13 protein-coding genes are annotated in these 17,747 nt (G+C 74.5%); 3 read left to right on the top strand and 10 right to left on the bottom strand.

Going from position 1 to position 17,747, the window contains the following annotated elements:
* The coding region (gene fxsT, locus DZF91_RS18605) for an FxSxx-COOH system tetratricopeptide repeat protein (protein WP_147341209.1) at window positions 1-3,259 on the bottom strand (3,259 nt) is incomplete at its 3' end.
* On the bottom strand, window positions 3,256-3,459 hold the full coding sequence (locus DZF91_RS18600) for a hypothetical protein (RefSeq protein WP_117358724.1): 204 nt from the start codon (window positions 3,457-3,459) through the stop codon (window positions 3,256-3,258). The genes fxsT and DZF91_RS18600, both read right to left, overlap by 4 nt.
* Before the next feature lie 122 nt (window positions 3,460-3,581).
* On the opposite strand from DZF91_RS18600, the gene DZF91_RS18595 reads away from it, so the two are divergent.
* Window positions 3,582-4,736, top strand: a complete 1,155-nt coding sequence (locus tag DZF91_RS18595) for an FxsB family cyclophane-forming radical SAM/SPASM peptide maturase (protein WP_117358723.1) — start codon at window positions 3,582-3,584, stop codon at window positions 4,734-4,736.
* An 11-nt stretch (window positions 4,737-4,747) separates the two neighbouring features.
* On the opposite strand, the gene DZF91_RS18590 is transcribed toward DZF91_RS18595, so the two are convergent.
* From DZF91_RS18590 to DZF91_RS18580, 3 genes are all read right to left on the bottom strand, one after another.
* Window positions 4,748-5,902, bottom strand: coding sequence for a pentapeptide repeat-containing protein (locus DZF91_RS18590; protein WP_199486724.1), 1,155 nt, complete (start codon window positions 5,900-5,902; stop codon window positions 4,748-4,750).
* Between the two features lie 234 nt (window positions 5,903-6,136).
* Window positions 6,137-7,903: a sensor histidine kinase gene (locus DZF91_RS18585; protein ID WP_117358722.1), complete on the bottom strand. Its 1,767-nt coding sequence runs from the start codon at window positions 7,901-7,903 to the stop codon at window positions 6,137-6,139.
* 2 nt (window positions 7,904-7,905) lie between these two features.
* Window positions 7,906-8,631 carry a response regulator transcription factor gene (locus DZF91_RS18580; protein ID WP_117358721.1) on the bottom strand — a complete coding sequence of 242 codons (726 nt, stop codon included), beginning with the start codon at window positions 8,629-8,631 and terminating at the stop codon, window positions 7,906-7,908.
* Window positions 8,632-8,794: 163 nt separating this feature from the next.
* Between DZF91_RS18580 and DZF91_RS18575 the strand changes: the two genes are divergently transcribed.
* Complete coding sequence (locus DZF91_RS18575; protein WP_117358720.1) at window positions 8,795-9,700, top strand: phytanoyl-CoA dioxygenase family protein; 906 nt, start codon at window positions 8,795-8,797, stop codon at window positions 9,698-9,700.
* A gap of 88 nt (window positions 9,701-9,788) precedes the next feature.
* On the opposite strand, the gene DZF91_RS18570 is transcribed toward DZF91_RS18575, so the two are convergent.
* Window positions 9,789-10,664: an NAD-dependent epimerase/dehydratase family protein gene (locus tag DZF91_RS18570; protein ID WP_117358719.1), complete on the bottom strand. Its 876-nt coding sequence runs from the start codon at window positions 10,662-10,664 to the stop codon at window positions 9,789-9,791.
* Between the two features lie 128 nt (window positions 10,665-10,792).
* Between DZF91_RS18570 and DZF91_RS18565 the strand changes: the two genes are divergently transcribed.
* Window positions 10,793-11,335: a MarR family winged helix-turn-helix transcriptional regulator gene (locus DZF91_RS18565; protein ID WP_235834393.1), complete on the top strand. Its 543-nt coding sequence runs from the start codon at window positions 10,793-10,795 to the stop codon at window positions 11,333-11,335.
* Window positions 11,336-11,428: 93 nt separating this feature from the next.
* Here the strand turns inward: DZF91_RS18565 and DZF91_RS18560 are convergent, their stop codons facing one another.
* The 4 genes from DZF91_RS18560 to DZF91_RS18545 form a co-directional block, all read right to left on the bottom strand.
* Window positions 11,429-12,085, bottom strand: coding sequence for a DNA/RNA non-specific endonuclease (locus DZF91_RS18560; protein WP_117358718.1), 657 nt, complete (start codon window positions 12,083-12,085; stop codon window positions 11,429-11,431).
* 383 nt (window positions 12,086-12,468) lie between these two features.
* The gene (ligA, locus tag DZF91_RS18555; RefSeq protein WP_199486725.1) at window positions 12,469-14,562 is read right to left on the bottom strand and encodes an NAD-dependent DNA ligase LigA; all 2,094 of its coding nucleotides are present in this window, start codon (window positions 14,560-14,562) and stop codon (window positions 12,469-12,471) included.
* Between the two features lie 193 nt (window positions 14,563-14,755).
* Window positions 14,756-16,903 carry a hypothetical protein gene (locus DZF91_RS18550; RefSeq protein ID WP_117358716.1) on the bottom strand — a complete coding sequence of 716 codons (2,148 nt, stop codon included), beginning with the start codon at window positions 16,901-16,903 and terminating at the stop codon, window positions 14,756-14,758.
* 175 nt (window positions 16,904-17,078) lie between these two features.
* On the bottom strand, window positions 17,079-17,612 hold the full coding sequence (locus DZF91_RS18545; RefSeq protein WP_235834391.1) for an NUDIX hydrolase: 534 nt from the start codon (window positions 17,610-17,612) through the stop codon (window positions 17,079-17,081).
* Window positions 17,613-17,747 lie beyond the last annotated feature (135 nt).

Raw genomic sequence — 17,747 nt, 5'->3', positions numbered from 1 at the left:
CGTCGCCCGCGGCGCCGGACGCGCGCCGGGCGATCGCGAGCTGGTGGCGCAGCAGCAGCCCGCCGGAGGTGTCGCCGTCCCGCCGCTCCTCCATGGCGCGCAGCCGGCGGCCGAGCAGCAGCGCGGCCTCCCGGGCGCGGCCGGTGACGGTGAGCAGTTCGCCGACCCGGTGCGTCAGCCGGGTGGTGAGCAGGTCGCCCGGCCGCGCGCGGGCGACCTGGACGTCCAGCGCCTCCCGCGCGACCTCCAGCGCGGCGTCGTGGCGGCCGGCGAGATGCTCGATCACCGACCGGTTCAGCGCGGTGAACAGCGTCTGCCGGTGGCTGTCGCCGAACAGCTCCACCGACCGGCGGTGCAGTTCCTGCATCCTCCCCAGCGCCTGCGTGTACTGGCCGAGGGTGTGCAGGTCGTAGGCCATGCCGCGGTCGGTGGTGAGCAGCGCGTTGCGTCCCGCCGCGCCCGCCGCCCGCAGCAGCGGCACCGCCCGCTCGGACGCCGCCGCCGCCTCGCGGAGCATCCCGACGCCCCGGTACAGGTTCGCGAGCGCGCTGAGCAGCCGCCCGGTGAGCAGGTCCGGCGGCCACGCGTCGGCGACCAGCCGCACGGTCTCGGCGACGCGCCGCTGCCGTCCGGGGTCGCCGGACGTCGCCTCGAACAGCACCTTGGAGACGATCAGCTCGCGCAGCGCGCGGTCCGCGACGGGCAGGTCCCGCGCCGCCGACAGCGGCAGGTGCCGGCGCAGCTCGCCGAACATCGCGGCGTGCTGCGCGACCGGCCCCGCGACCTGCGGCGGGACGACCGCGGCCAGCGCGTGCAGCACCGCCGTCCGGCGGTGCTCGCGGCGCTCGCCCATCAGCTCGCGCAGCCCCTCCTGGACGGTCCGGTGGATCCGGACCAGCCCCCGGCTCCACACGATCTCGGCCATCCCCGCCCGGACGCACAGCCACAGCACCTGGTCGAGCACGGTGTCGTCGTCGGCGAGCACCGCCGCGTCGGCCGGTTCGACCGTCGCGGCGAGCGCGTCCAGGAACGGCTTGGACGCGAGCAGGTCGTGCCCGATGCCGTCCGGCGACAGGAACGCGCACAGCTCCAGCAGGCCGGCGGCCAGCTTCCCGAGCGCGTCCGCGCCCCGCTCCGGCGGCTCGGACTCCCTCGGCAGGGCGAGTTCCGGCGGACGGCGCAGCGCGTCCATCGTGACCGCCAGGCACGCGGTCAGGACCGGGCCGTCCGCGCCGATCCGCCGCTCCACCGCCGTCCGGTACGCGGCGACCGCCGCCTCGGTGAGCTCCAGCGTGCCCAGCTCGCGGCCCCGGTCGCGGGCGACGGTCTCGCGCAGCCACGCCGCCGCCAGCCGCAGCGCGGCCGGTTCGCCGCGCAGCAGCTCGGCGAGGCCCGCCGCCGCGTCCGGGTCGATCAGCCGGACCTCGCCGAGCAGCAGCGCGACCCCGTCGTCGGTGGAGATCGGCCCCAGCGGCTCGGGCGCGCCCGCCGTGTCGGCCGCGTCCGCTCCGTCCGCCGCGTCGGCCTTCTCCGGCTCGCTGCGGCTGGTGATGATGACGTGGCCGCCGCCGTCCTCGGGCAGCAGGTCCGCGACCGCGCGCGGCCCGTCGGCGTCGTCGGCGACCAGCAGCCAGCGGGTCCGGACCGCCAGCTCCGACCGCACCCCGGCGAGCGGGTCGCCCGCCGGCGCGACGCGCAGCTGGTCGGCAAGCTCGATCAGGCCGAGCTCGGCCAGGTCACGGCTCTCCGCCGAGATCCACCAGACGATGTCGTAGTCGTCCCCGAACCACCGGACGTACTCCTGCGCGAGCGTCGTCTTCCCGCTGCCGGGCGGCCCGGTGACCAGGTAGGGCTCGTCCGCGCGGGACCGTTCGAGCAGCCGGTCGCGGATGTCGGTGAGCCGGTCGCGGCGGCCCACGAACGGGCGGTGGACCGGGAGCGCCACGTTGTCGACCACGTCGGCGGGCTCGCCCGGGCAGCGGACGGGGAACACCGGCACCCGGCGCCGGTCGCCCGGCGGCAGGTCCACCAGGCCGAGCGACAGCTTCAGGCTGCCGGCGACCGCCGCCGCCGACCGGCCGCCCACCTCCAGCGTCCGCGACGCCTCCGGCACCTGGCGCGCGTCCACGTCCAGCAGCACGGCCAGGTCCGGGTCGATGCCCAGCCCCCGGCGCGGCAGCTCGGCCAGCAGGTCGCGCGACACCAGGACGACCAGCACGGGCGGCTCCGCGTCGGGGTCCGTCCCGGCGGGCGGCGCGAGCGCCTCCACCCCCGCGCGGCGCGGGTCGGCGTTGGTCTCGGTGAGCCGGTCGCACACCCAGTCGGCCCACCGCCGGTCCGACCAGGCGTGCACGACGGTCACCGGCCTGGGCTCGCCGAGCTCCTCCAGGCCGAACGCCCTGCGGTACTCGGTGCGCGCCGCGTCGCTCAGCTCCGGGACGGCGGTCGGCTCACCCGTGATCCGCTCGACCAGCCGGAGGTAGGCGCGGACGGCCTCGGTGCCCGGCGGGTCGGCGAGCAGCGCGAGGATCCGCTGCTCGGCCCGCTCGCGGTCGTGGGGGATGCGGATCGGCGGCGTCTCGTCCGTCCCCGGCACCCGCTCGGCGGGATCGCCGGCGCGGCCGAGCGGGGAGGGCCCGTCGCCCGGCGGCCGGTGGACGCTTGCGTCCGACACCACGGTCATCAGCCGCAGGTCGCCGGTCGCCGCGTCGTGGACGTCCTCGTACAGCGTCCGCTCCGCGGCGGCCCGCCGGACCGTCCCGCTGGACATGACCAGGACATGGTCGGCGGACAACGCGATGACCTGGCGCAGCTTCTCGGACGGGTCGCTCGGCGTGTCGATCAGCACCAGGTCGTAGGCCGACCCCTCGACCGCCGTCCGCACCCCGAGGGCCAGCTCCGGCGCGGAGACGCTCCAGTTCAGGTCGGCCTGCTCGGCGCTGCCGTGCTCGGCCGTCGCCACGTCCACCGGCGCGGTGCTCCCCGGCGGCCGGAACCGCCGGATCGCCCAGCGTCCCCGGCGTGCCGCCGTCAGCTGGTCCAGCAGGCGGCCGAGCTCGGGCGCGGTCGGCGGCACGCCGCAGTCGAACCGCTCCAGGTAATGCGCCACCCCGGGGCTCTCGCGGCTCCAGTCGATGACCAGAACCCTTTTTCCCGAACCCGCGAGAATGATCGCGGTATTGGCCGCCGCCGCGCTTCTGCCGAGCCCGCTCACCGCCGCGGTGAAGACCACCGCCCGCGTGCGCACCGGATCACTCACACGGTCTCCTCACCCGCCGTCCGGCGCAGCATCCGGAGGAAGACCCCCGGCTCGTTGTCGAACGCCGCGTATTCCGGACCGCCCTGCTCGCGCTCCCTGAGGACCCTCCGCACGGCCGCGTCCAGCACCGTCCTGGGCGGCCCGTCCGGCGCTTCCCCGGGCGGGGTGACCTGCGGGTCCGGGCGCGCGGTCTCGGTCATCCTCACCGTCCGGGTGCAGCGGCCAGCGTCATGCCTCACCAGGAGCAGCTTCCCACAGGATGCCCGGAGGAAAAGTGCCGAGCGACACGGAAAGACGAAAATGGCCGAAGTAGGCTCAATGCATGATCACCGTCACCGGTGAGCTCCCGCCGCCCCCGCCTTTGCGACAGTTCATCCTCAAACTCCACGGGCGCTGCAACCTGGCGTGCGACTACTGCTACGTCTACGCCAAAAGCGACCAGCGCTGGAGGCACCGCCCGCCGCTCATGGCCCCCGCCACCGTCCGGGCCGCGGCGGACCGGATCGCCGAACACGTCCGCGCCCACCGCCTCCCGGACGTCTCGGTCGTCCTGCACGGCGGCGAACCCCTCCTCGCCGGCCCGCGCCGCGTCGAGCAGGCCGTCCGCACCGTCCGCGACACCGTCGGCGCGCGCGTCGACTTCTCCGTCCAGACCAACGGCACCCTGCTGAACGACCGCTTCCTGCGCCTCTTCGACGAGTTGGACGTCCTGGTCGGCGTCAGCCTCGACGGCGACCAGGCCACCCACGACCTGCACCGCCGCACCCCGCACGGCGGCAGCCACGACCGCGTGCTGCGGGGCCTGGCCGCCCTCACCGCGCCCCGCCACCGCCACCTGTTCGGCGGCCTGCTCTGCGTCGTCGACGTGACCCGCGACCCCCTCACCGTCTGGGACGCCCTCCGCGCGTTCGACCCCCCGGCCGTCGACCTCCTGCTGCCGCACGCCACCTGGACGACCCCGCCCGCCGCCCCGCCCGGCGCCCACGCGGCCTGGCTGACCGCCGTCTTCGACCGCTGGTTCGCCGAACCGCCGGCGGTCCGCGTCCGCCTCTTCGAGGAGATCGTCAACGTGCTGCTCGGCGGCTCGTCCGCCCTCGGCAGCGTCGGCACCACCCCGCCCGGCATGGTCGTGATCGAGACCGACGGCGCGATCGAGCAGTGCGGCAGCCTCGCGACCGCCTACGAGGGCGCCGCCGACCTGGGCCTGGACGTCGTCCACCACGACTTCGACACCGTCCTGCGCCACCCCGCCGTCGTCGCCCGCCGCCGCGGCGAGGCCGGCGTCCCGACCCCGTGCCGCCCCTGCCGCTGGGCGACCACCTGCGGCGGCGGCCACCCCACCCACCGCTACCGCCACCCCTCGGGCTTCGACCACCGCTCGGTCTACTGCACCGACCTGGACCTCCTCTACACCCACATCCACAAAACCCTCCAAACAGCCCTCGCCGCTCCGACGAAGGCTCCGACGCCGCGCTGACCGGTCTCGTTTCAGACGGTGAAGCCGGTGAGGCCGGCGGTTTTGGCGGCCTCGCGGAGTTGTTCGGAGGTCACGCCGCGGGCTCCGGTGAGGTCGGCGTCGGTGAGGTCCGCTCGGGTCAGGTCGGCGTCGGTGAGGTTGGCCCGGGTGAGGTTCGCTCCGGTGAGGTCGGCGTCGGTGAGGTCCGCGCGGGTGAGGTTCGCGCCGGTCAGGTCGGCGTCGGTGAGGTCGGCCCGGGTCAGGTCGGCGTCGGTGAGGTCGGCGTCGGTCAGGTCCGCCCAGGTGAGGTCCGTCCGGATCAGCGTGGCCTCGGTCAGGGTCGCCTCGGCCAGGGACGCGCCCGGGAGTTCCGCGCGGTTCAGGTCCGCCTGCGCCAGGACGACACGCGTCAGGGTGGCCCGGCGTAGCGACGCCCCGATGAGGTCCGTCCAGGTCAGGTCGGCGTCGGTGAGGTCCGCCCAGGTGAGGTCGGCGCGGATCAGGTTCGCGCCGGTGAGGTTCGCGCCCGTCAGGTTCGCGCGGTGCAGGTTCGCGCCGGTCAGGTCCGCGCCCGGCAGGTTGGCGCCGGCGAGCCCCACGCGGGTCAGGTTCGCCCACGTCAGACTCACCTTGGCGAGGTCGGCGCAGGGCAGGCTCGCGTCGGTGAGGTTGGCGCGGTGCAGGTTCGCGCCGTGCAGGTCGGCGCCGGGCAGGTTGACCGGGCGCGTCCAGGTGGGGGGTCGCAAAATCGCCTTGAGCGCGGCCTGGACGTCGGGGGAGGCGCCGCCGAAGGTGTTGCGGCGGAGGAACGCCTCCAGGACGTCGAAGACCTCGGCGCGGTGCGGGCGGGAGTCGCGCGCCACGTGCTGCAGCGCGTACACCGCCCCCAGGCGCTGGTCGCTGTGGTCGGTGGCCAGGGCCTCCAATGCCTTGGCGAACCGGTCGGTGACCTGGCCCCGGTGGGCGAGCTGGTAGCTGCGGGCGGTGTACAGCAGGGTGAGCGCGACGAACAACCCGCTACCGATCGAGACCACCAGCATCCGGGCGTTGTGCCGGTCCTTGGGATCGGCCAGGTGCATCAGGTCGGGCACCCGCCACAACGCCCACCCGTATCCCAGCGTCAGCAGGACGAAGCCGATCGTGGACATCGCCCGCGTCTGTTCCGCCCACTGCAGGAGCTGCCGCATGAGTCGCCTCCCTCCCCTCGGACGTGCCGCACGGCGACTCGATTGTGGCTCGGCTCGGAGGGCGGGACGGCCCATCCGACCGTTCCTTGAATCTCCGATACGCGGACATGCCGATTCGGCCGCTGACCTGGAAAGAGACGAAGACGGGGGCCGCGCGCGCGACACGCCGCGAAGGGCCTCGGCCGCGCGTGCGACACGCCGCCTCCCGGTTGCGTGTCTCGGCGTGGACGCGGGTCAGGCCTGGGCGGGACGGTCCGCGCGAGGCAGGGTGATGGTGAACGTCGAGCCGCGGCCCGGGTCGCTCTCGGCGTCCAGGGTGCCGCCGTGGGCCTGGACGATGCCCTGGGCGATCGACAGGCCGAGTCCGCGCCCGCCGGTGGCGCGGCCCCGGGCGGAGTCGGCCCGCCAGAAGCGGTCGAAGACGTGCAGCAGCTCCCCGGGCGCCAGGCCGCGCCCGGTGTCGGCGACCTGGATCCGCACCGTGTCGTCCCGGGACGCGGCGCGCAGGGTGATCGTCCCGCCGGGCGGGGTCGCGGCCAGCGCGTTGGTCACCAGGTTGCCGATCACCTGGCGGAGCCGGTCGGGGTCGGCCTCGACCAGCGGCACGGCGTCCGCCTCGACGGCGAGCTCCACGCGGTGCGACTCGGCGACCGCCCGGTGCGCCACCCGGCAGGTCTCCAGCAGCTCCCGGACGTCAAGAGGGGTGCGGACCATCCGCAGCGCGCCGGACTCCGCCAGCGCCAGGTCCTGGAGGTCGTCGATGAGCCGCTGCTGCAGGACGGCCTCCTCCAGCAGCGACGAGATCAGGTCCGGGTCGGGGGCGAGCACCCCGTCGTGGAGGGCCTCCAGGTAGCCGCGGATGTTGGCCAGCGGAGTGCGCAGTTCGTGCGCGATGTCGCTGACCATCCGGTGCTGCGCCTCCTCGCTGCGCTGGAGCGAGTCGGCCATCCGGTTGAAGCTGCGGGCCAGTTCGGCGATCTCGTCCCGGCCGCGCACCGCGACCCGTTCGGACAGGTCGCCGGCGCCGAGGCGGCGGGCGGCCATGGCGAGCGCGCCGATGGGCGCGAGCACCCGGCGGCTCAGCAGCAGGGTGCAGGCGATCACGGGCACCGCGACCACCACCGCGGCGATGATCGCGCGGAGGGGCTGGACCCGCGGCGGCCCGGTCACCCCCTGCCCGTACCCGAGCCACAGCAGCAGGGGCTGCGGGGTGATGCCGTCCAGCCGCTGCTGCAGCAGTTGCTCGGTACAGGTGCGGACGGTCAGCGCCGCGCGTTCCGGAGGGCGGGCGGACGCCTCGGGCGCGCCGTCCTGGAGCGGGAGGAGGCAGTCGGCGGCCGCGCGCAGGTCGGCCTTGACCACGGACTTGTCGGCCATGGCCGGCGGCACGCAGATGCGCAGCGCCTCCCTCACGTTCACGATGCTCTTGGGCACGAGGGTGTCGGGGTTCCCCGTCAGCAGCGGATCCGTCGGCCAGCGGGCGGCGGCCACCGGGTCCAGGTCGACGCCCCGGCGGGTGAGGCAGGCGCGCAGCCGCATCGCCCGGCGGTAGAACGTGATCCGCTCGGCGATCGCCCCCGTCGGGGTCACCGACGGGTCCCCCAGCGGCGGCTCGGAGCCGGGGTCGCCCTCCTCGCGCACGATGTTCTGGCGGGGGTCCAGCACGTCCGTCGGCCGGCGGGTGGCGGGACGCGCGGTCCGGGCCTGCTCGGTGTCGGTGTCGACGACCACCTCGCCGGTGAGGGTGGTGAGCCGGATCCGCTGGCCGGTGGAGCGGCCGAGCCGCACGACGGGCCGCACCACGCCCTCCCACGTGCCGTGCTTGAGGCCGTAGCCGCTGAGCGTCTCGTAGATGTCGTCCACGACCCGCTGCTCGACCGCCGCCGACTCGGCGTACTCGGCGCGGGTGGCGCGGACCGTCAGCCAGGTCGTCGCGCCCACCGCCGCAGCGGCGACCAGCGCGACGACGACGAAGACGCGGGTCCGGAACCGCCACGGCACGGTCAGCGTTCCGCTCCGGCCGGACGGTCGGCGAGGGGGCCGAGGCGGTAGCCGCGGCCGTAGACCGTCTGGACGAGGACCGGGTCGGCCGGGTCCTTCTCGATCTTGCGCCGCAGGTTCATCACGTGCGCGTCCACCGTCCGCTCCAGGACGTGGTGGTCGAACCCGAACGCCCGCTCCAGGATGTGCGCGCGGGTGAACACCCGCTGCGGCTCGGCGGCGAGGGTCTGCAGGATGCCGAACTCCTTGGCGGTCAGCTCGACCTTCCGGCCGGCGATCCGCACCTCGAAGCGGTCCGGGTCGATCTCCAGGTCCCCGACGCGCAGGCTCTCGCCCGCCGCCTCCGCGCTCCTGCCGACCCCGGCGCGGCGGAGCAGCGCGCGGACGCGGGCGGTCAGCACCCGCGGGCTGAACGGCTTGGTGAGGTAGTCGTCGGCGCCGAGGTCCAGGCCGAGGAGCTGGTCGTCCTCGGTCGAGCGGGCCGTCAGCAGCAGGATCGGGACCGACGACTCGGCCCGCAGGACGCGGCAGACGTCCAGGCCGTCCACCCCCGGCATCATCACGTCCAGGACGAGCAGGTCGGGGCGGAGCGCGCGGGCCTGCTCCAGCGCCTGGCGGCCGTCCCCGACCGCGGTGACGCGGTGCCCCTCCCGCTCCAGGTAGACCCGGATGAGGCGGGCCTGTTTGGGATCGTCTTCGGCGAGCAGGATCCGGGCGGCCGTCCACATGATCGTGACGATACCGAGCGGACAGGGCGGGCATCCGGGCTCCGCGGAGAAAGATCGTTTCCGCACGGGTTCTTCACGGGTTCTTCATGGCGCTCGGTTTGAGTGGCGCCTCGTCCGGCGGCGTCACGGGGACGCCGCCACCGATCCGTCCGCGGAGACGCTTATGCCCGACACGCTGAACCAGGTGGCGGCCGACCGGTTCGCGCCGATCGACGCCGAGAGCCGCCGCACCTTCACCGAGCAGGGGTACCTGCTGGTCCGCAACGCGCTGGACGAGGAGCGGCGGGCGCGGATCGAGGCGGCCGTGGACCGCGTCTACGAGTCGGAGGGCCGGGCCGGACGGCTCCGGGACAACGGCGCGATGCACGTGCTCGGCGCGGTGTTCCGCGACGAGGCGTTCACCGAGCTGCTGGACCTGCCGACGACGTTCCCGCACCTGTGGGGGCACCTCGGCTGGAACATCTACGTCCACCACAGCCACATCGACGTGAACCCGCCCGCGCTCGAACCGCCGGCCCCCGCGTGGAGCTGGCACCAGGACGGCTACCGGCAGAACGCCGACCTGGAGATGGAGCCGCGCCCGATGTTCTCGATCAAGGTGGCGTACGTGCTGAGCGACCTGTCGGAGGAGGGCCGCGGGGGCACCCTCGTCCTGCCGGGGAGCCAGTACAGCAACACCCTGGAGCGGACGGAGCGCGGACCGGACGGCGAGTACCGGCGTCCGCCCGGGACCGTCGAGATCACGGCGAACCCGGGCGACGCGTTCCTGTTCGACCGGCGGCTGTGGCACTCGCGGTCGCTGAACCAGTCGACCATCACGCGCAAGATGGTCTTCCTCTGCTACACCTACCGCTGGATCCGCTGGCGGGACGACGTGGCGGTGGACCGGCACAGCCCGTGGTGGCGTTCGCTGAGCCCGCTGCGGCGGCAGCTGCTCGGGGACGGCGACGAGGCCGCCAGCCACTTCGGCTTCACCCTGGAGTCGGGGGTGTGGGACGACAACATCCCGCTGCGCGCCGAACTGAAGGAGCGGGGCCTGCTCGACCGGAGCCGGCACTACCTGCGCTGAGCGGCCCGCGGGTGAGCCTCCGAGCCGGGCCCGAAGGCTCACCCGCGCATGGCGGGTCAGGCGCATGGCCGGTCAGGCGCATGGCCGGTCAGGCGTAGGAACCTTCGCCCAGGTCGGCCACGGAGCCGGGTCGGGACGGGTTCCAGCCCAGCCGGTCGCGGGTGAGGCGTGAGCTGACGGACTGGTCGAGCGCGAGCGCCTCGGCGAACGGCCCGCCCAGTTCCCCGGCCGCCTGCTCGACCGTCCAGACGCGCGGCTCGCCCTTGACGCCCGCCGCCCGCCCGGCGGCGACGGCGAGGTCCCGGACGGGGACGGCGGTCTCGGACACGCCGTGCCAGACCGTCCCGGCGGGGGCGTCGGTGAGCACCGCGAGGAACAGGTCGGCCAGGTCGTCCACGTGCACCATCGGCCAGCGCACCGCCGGGTCGCCGACCAGCCGGGGCGCGCCGTCCTCGGCGGCCCAGCGGACCAGCATCGCCGGGATGCCGGAGCCGCGCCCGTGCACGATGCCCGGCCGCACCACGGCCGCGCGCACACCGTCCGCGGCCGTGTCCAGCACCCGCCGCTCGATCTCCGGCCGGTAGCCCACGATCGGGATCGGACGGGTCGCCGCGTCCTCGTCCGCCGCCGCGTCACCGGTGGCGCCGAGCACCCAGACGCCGCTGGTGTACACGAACGCCCGGCCGCTGCCGCGCAGCGGAGCGGTCAGCGCCTCGACCGCCGCCGCGTCCACCCCGGCGTCGCCGCTCGGGGTCGCGGCGTGCACGACCGCGTCGATGTCGGGAGTGACGGCGGCGGTGAGCGAGGCCGGGTCGGCGAGGTCGCCGACGCGCACCTCGGCGGCCCCGGGGACGGACTTGCCGCCTGACCGCGCCAGCGCCACGACCTCGTGCCCCGCCGCCGCCAACCGCTCGGTCAGCGCCGACCCCACGTACCCGCCCGCGCCGAGCACCAGAACACGCATGATTGAACCTCCATCAAAAATTTCGACATCGAAAATTTAGACCCGAAGGCATGCGGACGTCAAACCTTTGGATGTCGAACGGTTAGATTGGGAGGCCGCACCCCCGCCCCGAGCCCGAGGAACCCGCAGTGCCCCACACCAGCAGCGCGTCCGAGCCGGTCCCGGCCCCCGCCCGCGACGCGGTCGACGAGATCCTCGACCAGTGGAAGCGCGCCCGTCCCGACCTGGACTGCTCCCCGATGGGCGTCGTCGGACGGCTGTCGCGCGCGTCCCGCCTGCTCGAACGCGCCCTGAAGGACGAGTTCGCCCGCCACGGCCTCGAACCGTGGGAGTTCGACGTGCTGGCCACGCTGCGGCGCTCCGGCCCCCCGCACGTCCTCTGCGCCGGCGACCTCAGCGCCGCCGCCATGGTCAGCTCCGCCGCGCTGACCAACCGGGTCGACCGCCTGGTCGCCAAGGGCCTGGTCGAACGCGACGTGGACCCGACCCACCGCCGACGCGTCCTCATCTCCCTCTCGGACGAGGGCGTGCGCCTGGTCGACGAGGTCCTCGAACACCACCTCGCCAACGAACGCCGCCTGCTGGCCCCCCTGTCCGCCGACCAGCAGAACGCCCTGACCGAGACCCTCAGAACCCTCCTGACCACCCTCGGCGACACCACCCCCATCTGACCTCTGGGGTGTGCGCGCTCAGTCCGAAGGGCCGGGCACGCGAACGCCGGCCGCCCCGAGGGAACCGGGCGGCCGGCGTGGTGCGAGAGTGGGCTACTTGCAGCCGGCGGCGGTCAGGGCCTTGGTCAGGGCGGCTCGCAGCCGGGTGTTCTCGGAGGTGGTGAGCGCGCGGTTGGGCATCGTCAGCTTGATGGTCTGCGCGGTGTGGCCGCTGGTGACGACCTGGATGTCGGTGTTGTAGCGGCTCGGGACCAGGGTGGTCGCGTTCGCGTAGCCGACCCTGATCCGGTAGTGCAGGATCCGGCCGCCCGGCTTGGTGAGGCAGCTCTTGGTCCCGGCCTCCATCCGCTCGTAGAGGCCCCGGTTCAGGCTGGCCCACTGCGGGACGAGGTCGTAGCGCTCGTCCACGCCCTTCAGGGTCGCCGCGATGAGGTGGCCGCCGTCGTAGCCGGTCGTCCCGGACATGTGCCCGGCCTTGCTCTGGCAGCTGCCCCGGTCGGCGACGCTCGACTTCAGGTTCGTCGCCTCGGCGCGCTCGGGGCGGCCCTTGGAGTCGGTGTAGTAGCTCGCGCCGTTCGCGTGGTACGTCGCGTTGGGCTTGAGGTGCTCGGCGCAGGGCACCTGGTCGATCCGCGAGGACGAGGCGACCTCGCCGGCCGTCGAGGGCGGGGCGGCGCCCGCGGAGGACGTGCAGGCCGCCGCGGCGGTGGCGACGGCGGCCAGGGCGAGGGCGGCTCGTGCTCGGGTCACGGGCGCTTCCTTTCGACGGGGGGAGCGGAACGTCCGCCGAGAAGGAAAACACAAATCGCCCCAAGTATGACAACTGGGGTAGTCGGCTATGTGTGGGCTACATGCTCATATGTAGCTGTATGTGGTGACATGCGAAGTATGGAAGCGGCGTCAGGTGCGGGCGCGGCGTCCCGTGGCGGCCGACGCGAAACGGCGCTCGGCGGTACGCACGACTGCGGCCGTCCAGGAACGGGAGTCCTGGACGGCCGGTCGGCGGTTCAAGCGCGGAAAGAGGTCGTCGTCTTCGCCTGTGCGGACGCGAAGGGCAGTTCACGAGCGCGGTCGGCGCCGCGGAGGCGGGCGGATTGCCGGACGGCCTTGTGGCGGTTGTGTCCTGCGGTGGCTCAGAGCAGGTCGCGGACGCGCTCGGCGAACTCCTCCGGGGTCGCGACCGGGACGCCGAGGCTCTCGGCCTTCGCCTTCTTCGAGCCCGCCTTCTCCCCGGCGACCAGCAGCGATGTGCGCGCCGACACCGACGAGGACGCCTTGCCCCCGGCGCGTTCGACCAGCTCGTTCATCTCGTTGCGCGACAGGTCGGCGAGCGCGCCCGTCATCGCGCCCGTGACGACGACGGTCATGCCGTCCAGCGGTAGCGCGGCCCGTTCGGCGTCGTCCCCGGCGACGGCGGCGACGGCGCCCGGTTCGGCCATGGTCATGCCGGCGGCGACCAGTTTGTCGATCAGCGGCGCGAGCTCGGTGAGTTCGGCGACGATGACCCGCGCCCGCTCCGGGCCGATCCCGTCGACCTCCTCGAAGGCGGCGGCGTCCGCGGCGCGGATGGCGTCCATCGCGCCGAAGTGCCGCGCGATGCGCCGGGACATCGACCGTCCGGTGCCGCGCACGCCGAGCGCGCAGAACACCTTGTTCAGCGGCTTGGCCTTGGCCGCCTCGATCGCGGCGAGCAGGTTGGCCGTGCTCGTCTCGCCCATCCGCTCCAGCCCGAGCAGCCGCTCGCGGGTCAGGGCGAACAGGTCGGCGAAGTCGGCGACGTGCCCGGCGGCGACGAGCTGGTCGATGATCTTCTCGCCGAGGCCCTCGATGTCGAGTTGGTCGCGGCCGACCGCGTACCGGATCGAGGCGACCGCGTGGCAGGCCCGGCCGCGCACGCACCGCCACCGCTCCTGCGAGGCGTCGATCGCGTCGCCGCACCGCGGGCAGACGTCCGGGACCGCGATCGGCGTCTCGTCGCCGGTGCGGAGCTGGACGACGGGGGCCTCCACGCGCGGGATCACGTCCCCGGCCCGGTACACGGTCACGCTGTCGCCGAGCATCAGCCCGCGCCGGGCGATGTCGGCGGCGTTGTGCAGCGTCGCGTAGGTGATGGTCACGCCGTCGACCTCCACCGGCTCCAGCACCGCGCGCGGCGCGATGACGCCGGTGCGGCCGACGTTCCACTCGACCGCGACCAGCTTGGTGATCTTCTCGGCGGCGGGCAGCTTGTAGGCGGTGGCCCAGCGCGGCGCCCGCGAGGAGAACCCGGCTTCCCGCTGGTCGCGGGCGTGGTCGGCCTTGACGACGATCCCGTCGATGCCGAACTCCAGGTCGGCGCGGGCCGCGGCGATCCGCTCGACCCGCTGCTGGACGCCCTCGACCGTGTCGGCCGTGCTCGCGGCCACGGGCGTCCCGGACGTGGTCTGGACGCCCCAGCCCTCGACCAGGCCCATGATGTCGCTGTGCGCGGACTCCGCGAGCGTCTCGGCGAGGTCGCCCGCCGTCCCCGCGCCGAACCGGTCGCCGGCCGGAAGCGGCAGTGCCCCGTAACCGAAGAACGTCATCTCGACCGCGTAGGGGCGGTCCTGGGCGCGCAGCGAGCCGGCCGCCGCGCTGCGCGGGTTGGCGAACGGCGTGCCGCCGTGCGCGACGCGCGCCTCGGTGGCCGCCGCGAACTGCGCGCCCGTCATCAGGATCTCGCCGCGGACCTCCACCGTGACCGGCTCCGCCAGCTCGCGCGGCAGCCCGAGGACGGCGCCGATCCCGTGCGACACGTCCTCCCCGGCCGTGCCGTCGCCCCGCGTCACCAGCTGGACGAGCCGTCCGGCCACGTACCGCGCCGAGATCGCCAGCCCGTCCAGCTTCGGTTCGACGCTCCACCGCTCGACCGGGCGGCCGAGCCGCCGCTCCAGCCCCGCCGCCCACGCCGCCAGCTCCTCCGGGCCGAACACGTTGTCCAGCGAGAGCATCGGCGCCGTGTGCGGCACGTCCCCGACGACCGCGCCGCCGGCGACCTTCCCGGTGGGGGAGTCGGCCCGCACCAGCTCGGGATGGGCCTCCTCGTAGGCGGCGATGCCCCGCACCAGCCGGTCGTAGGCGTCGTCGTCCAGGGCGGAGGTTCCGTCGCCGTAGTAGGCGGCGGACGCGTCCAGCGCGGTCTGAACGGCCGCGGCGTAGGCGGCCTCGTCGGAGATCTCGGTGATCGGCGCAGCAGTCACGGTGAACATCCTTCCGGGCCGCACCGACATTTCCCTCGGCCGGCGTGCGCCCGTCCGCGCGCATCGTCAGGGCGCCGATCCGCGCGGATCGTCGCGGCGTCCGTCCATGCGCGTCGGCGCAGCGCCGATCCACGCGCATCGTCGCGACGCCCGTCCTGTTCGGGGTCACGGCACAGGACGGTGGGCGTCGGTCGTGGGGGCCTTATCCGGGGTCCGGGCCGACCAGCGCGCGGTACATGGCCGTGGCCTTCTCCGCCACGCGGATCGCCTCCTCGCCGGGCGGAAGGTAGCCCGCGAGGTTGTCGAGGTCGGCGGCGATGTTCTTGCGGGTCTCCTCGTTCGCGCCCGCCGCCTCCAGCCGCTCCGCCGCCCGGACGGCCTCGTCGCCGCGTCCGGCGCCGCGGGCCGGCTGCCCGGCCTGGCTGTAGCGGGCCGTCAGCAGGTACAGCGAGGCGATCAGCCCGCTCAGGTACTCGATGTTGTCGGGATGCGCCGCCGCCGTGTCCCGGTAGGTCCGCACCGCTTCTTCCATGTCCATCACCGCTTCGGAGATCCGGCCGGCCTGGGCCAGCAGTCCGTCCAGCGCGACCAGGGCGGCGGCGAGGGCGGGCCGGCCTGCTTCGCCCTGCGCCCGCAGCGCCCTGACGGTCTGCTTCGCGCACGCGATCCGCTCCGCCTGGAGCCGTTCGGGCGTCGGCGGGAGCGGCGCGGGGACGGGCCCGAGCTCGTACCGCGCGAGCCCGGCGTTGGTGTGCACGTAGAGGCGTCCGGTCGCGCCCTCCGCCGGAGTGCCGGCCGACGACACCATCACCTGGGGGTTCGGGGCCTGCGGGGTCGCCGTGGTCCGGGTGAGGGTCCACGCCCCGGCCGGGAGGGCGACGGCCGAGAACACCTCGATCTCGGTGTCCAGCAGGTGCTGGCCGAGCACGAACACCCTGTCGGCGATCGCGACCGGCGCGAGCGTGTACCGGTCGTCCGGATGCCACCGGCCGGTGCCGCAGTCGTACCGGCCGCCGCCCCACGCGCCGGTCAGCGGCCCGGGCGGCGGCTGGAAGTCGGGGACGTGGCGCCCCGGCAGCACCACGCGGGTGATGCTCACCATCAGGCCGTCCTGGTCCACGTTCCACTCCAGCCGGTCCAGGCTCTGGAGGATGTCGGGCAGCGGCGTGCGGCGCCGGTAGGTGACGCCGCCGTCGTCGCTGCCGACGCGGACGAACGGCGGCGCGTCCACGTCCCGGACCTGCTGCCTCACCTGCCCTCGGACGATCTCCCCGAGCGCGATCAGACCTACCGCGCCGATGATGACGCCGACGACCGGGTTGGTGGCGATGCCGAAGAGCAGCCCGCCGATGCCGCCGGTGCCCAGGAAGCAGCGGAAGACGTCCCAGTCGGAGGCGTCCCCGGACAGGTGCAGGGTCTGTTCGAGCTCCGCTTTCGGCGGAGCGCCCGGTGGAGTGCCCGGTGGAGTGCCCGGTGGGACGTCCGGCGGCGGGGCTCCGGGGTGCGCGGGGTCGGGGTCGGGGGCGGTGTCCGGCTTGCGGACCTCGACCGACAGGGCGGCGGTGATCTCCACCGACACGTCCACCGGGCCGAACAGCGCGGGGCAGGCGTCCGGCTTCTTCAGGACGCAGTCCGCCACGGCCGCCCACCCCCACCGGGGCCGCCAGCCGAGCCCGGGCGCCCAGTTGCCCCAGGCGGCGTGCGGGTACTCCTCGACCGTGGTGCCCTGGGGCGGCGGCGCGAGCTGCCGGGTCAGCTGGGCGGCCAGGGCGTCGGCGAACACCTCGCCGGAGACGCGCACGAGGAAGTCGTTGCTCTGGTGCGGGGGCTGGTCCAGGTGGTGGACGGGCGGCGCCGACAGGTCGTCCGTCCCCGTGGTGGAGAGCCGCAGCGTCACGTACCCGTCCGCGTGGTGGATCGCGCCGTCGACGATGCGGGCCTCGTCCAGGTCCAGGCCGAACCGCCAGAGCCGGTGGCCGACGTCCCGCGGTCCCTGCCCGGCGAGGTCCACGCTCCGCAGGTCGATGAGCAGGCCGCTGCCCAGCACCCACAGGTGGAGCCAGAACACCGCGGGCGTCGCGTGCTCCGCCGCGTGCGGATCGGCTTCGAGTTCGGCGACCGACAGGTGCCGGACCGTGCCCTCGGCGCGGGCGGCCATGGTGTCGGCGGGCGGCGCGGACCCGTCGGGCGTGGCGTCCAGGGTGATCCCGGCGCTCCAGTCGATCCCGGTGAGCAGCTGCCCATCGGGGAGTCCGGGGAACGTCGGGACGGGGAGGGGCGCCTCGCTGAGCATGAGCGCCAGGACGCGGAGGAACAGTCCCTCGTCGAACTCGGCCTCGACCAGCGCCATCGGCCCGCCACCTCCTTGGGGGAGGGTGCTTCCGGTCCGGGGCCGTCGCGTCGGCGGTGTCCGTCGAGCGCGCCCGGTGCCGGACGTACCCATCCATTGTCCCGCAAAGGCATGATCGAATAAATCGCCGGTCGACCGCTCGCGCGGCGCCGATGCGCGCCGATAGGGCAGACCGCTACTTTCCGGACGAATCAGGCCAGTTGTGGATGCTGAACGGTTCACCCCGCCGGACGGCCGCCAGCGCCTCCACCACATGCGGCAGCACCTTCGGCGGCAGCGACGCGGGGTCGGCCCACAGCACCTCCGAGCACTTGTCCGGCTCGGCGACGTGCGGACGGCCCGTCCAGCGGGTGCTGGCGAAGTAGTAGTCGTTCACCGCGTGGCACGGGCCGGGCATGCTGTCGGCGTACCGGTGCATGACGTGGACGAAGCGCGCGTCGTCCCGTTCGACCCGGACCCCGACCTCCTCGAACGCCTCGCGGATCGCGGCCGTGAGCACGTCCTCGCCGGGCTCGATCCGGCCCGCCGGGGGAGCGAGCCATCCGTCGGCGTACCCGGTGCCGGCGCGGCGGAGCAGCAGCACCGCGCCGTCCTCGCGGCGCAGCAGCATGTGCGGGGCCATCCAGCTCGCGTGCCAGCCCCCGGCCGCCGCCCCGGCCTGGGCGGGAACGGCTGCGGGGGAGGAGGGGGAGGCGTCGGCTGCCGTCATCGTGGTCGTTCAGCTCCTCTGGCGCGGGGACGTCCACGCCATCCTCCGCCATGGCCCCGTCCGCCGCGATGCCGGGCGCGCCGTGCGCCGCGATGCCGGGCGCGCCGTCGGGCGGAGCGCGCCGTCCGGCGCAAG

Origin of the sequence: Actinomadura logoneensis, assembly GCF_003428695.1 — a bacterium.
GTDB lineage: Bacteria > Actinomycetota > Actinomycetes > Streptosporangiales > Streptosporangiaceae > Spirillospora > Spirillospora logoneensis.
This window is presented reverse-complemented; position numbering and strand designations above follow the sequence as displayed.

What these genes read in the sequence shown, in the direction of transcription:
- DZF91_RS18600 (WP_117358724.1), bottom strand. Translation starts at nt 3,459, where the DNA reads ATGACCGAGACCGCGCGCCCGGACCCGCAGGTCACCCCGCCCGGGGAA.
- DZF91_RS18595 (WP_117358723.1), top strand. Translation starts at nt 3,582, where the DNA reads ATGATCACCGTCACCGGTGAGCTCCCGCCGCCCCCGCCTTTGCGACAG.
- DZF91_RS18590 (WP_199486724.1), bottom strand. Translation starts at nt 5,902, where the DNA reads ATGCGGCAGCTCCTGCAGTGGGCGGAACAGACGCGGGCGATGTCCACG.
- DZF91_RS18580 (WP_117358721.1), bottom strand. Translation starts at nt 8,631, where the DNA reads ATGTGGACGGCCGCCCGGATCCTGCTCGCCGAAGACGATCCCAAACAG.
- DZF91_RS18575 (WP_117358720.1), top strand. Translation starts at nt 8,795, where the DNA reads ATGCCCGACACGCTGAACCAGGTGGCGGCCGACCGGTTCGCGCCGATC.
- DZF91_RS18570 (WP_117358719.1), bottom strand. Translation starts at nt 10,664, where the DNA reads ATGCGTGTTCTGGTGCTCGGCGCGGGCGGGTACGTGGGGTCGGCGCTG.
- ligA (WP_199486725.1), bottom strand. Translation starts at nt 14,562, where the DNA reads ATGTTCACCGTGACTGCTGCGCCGATCACCGAGATCTCCGACGAGGCC.
- DZF91_RS18550 (WP_117358716.1), bottom strand. Translation starts at nt 16,903, where the DNA reads ATGGCGCTGGTCGAGGCCGAGTTCGACGAGGGACTGTTCCTCCGCGTC.
- DZF91_RS18545 (WP_235834391.1), bottom strand. Translation starts at nt 17,612, where the DNA reads ATGACGGCAGCCGACGCCTCCCCCTCCTCCCCCGCAGCCGTTCCCGCC.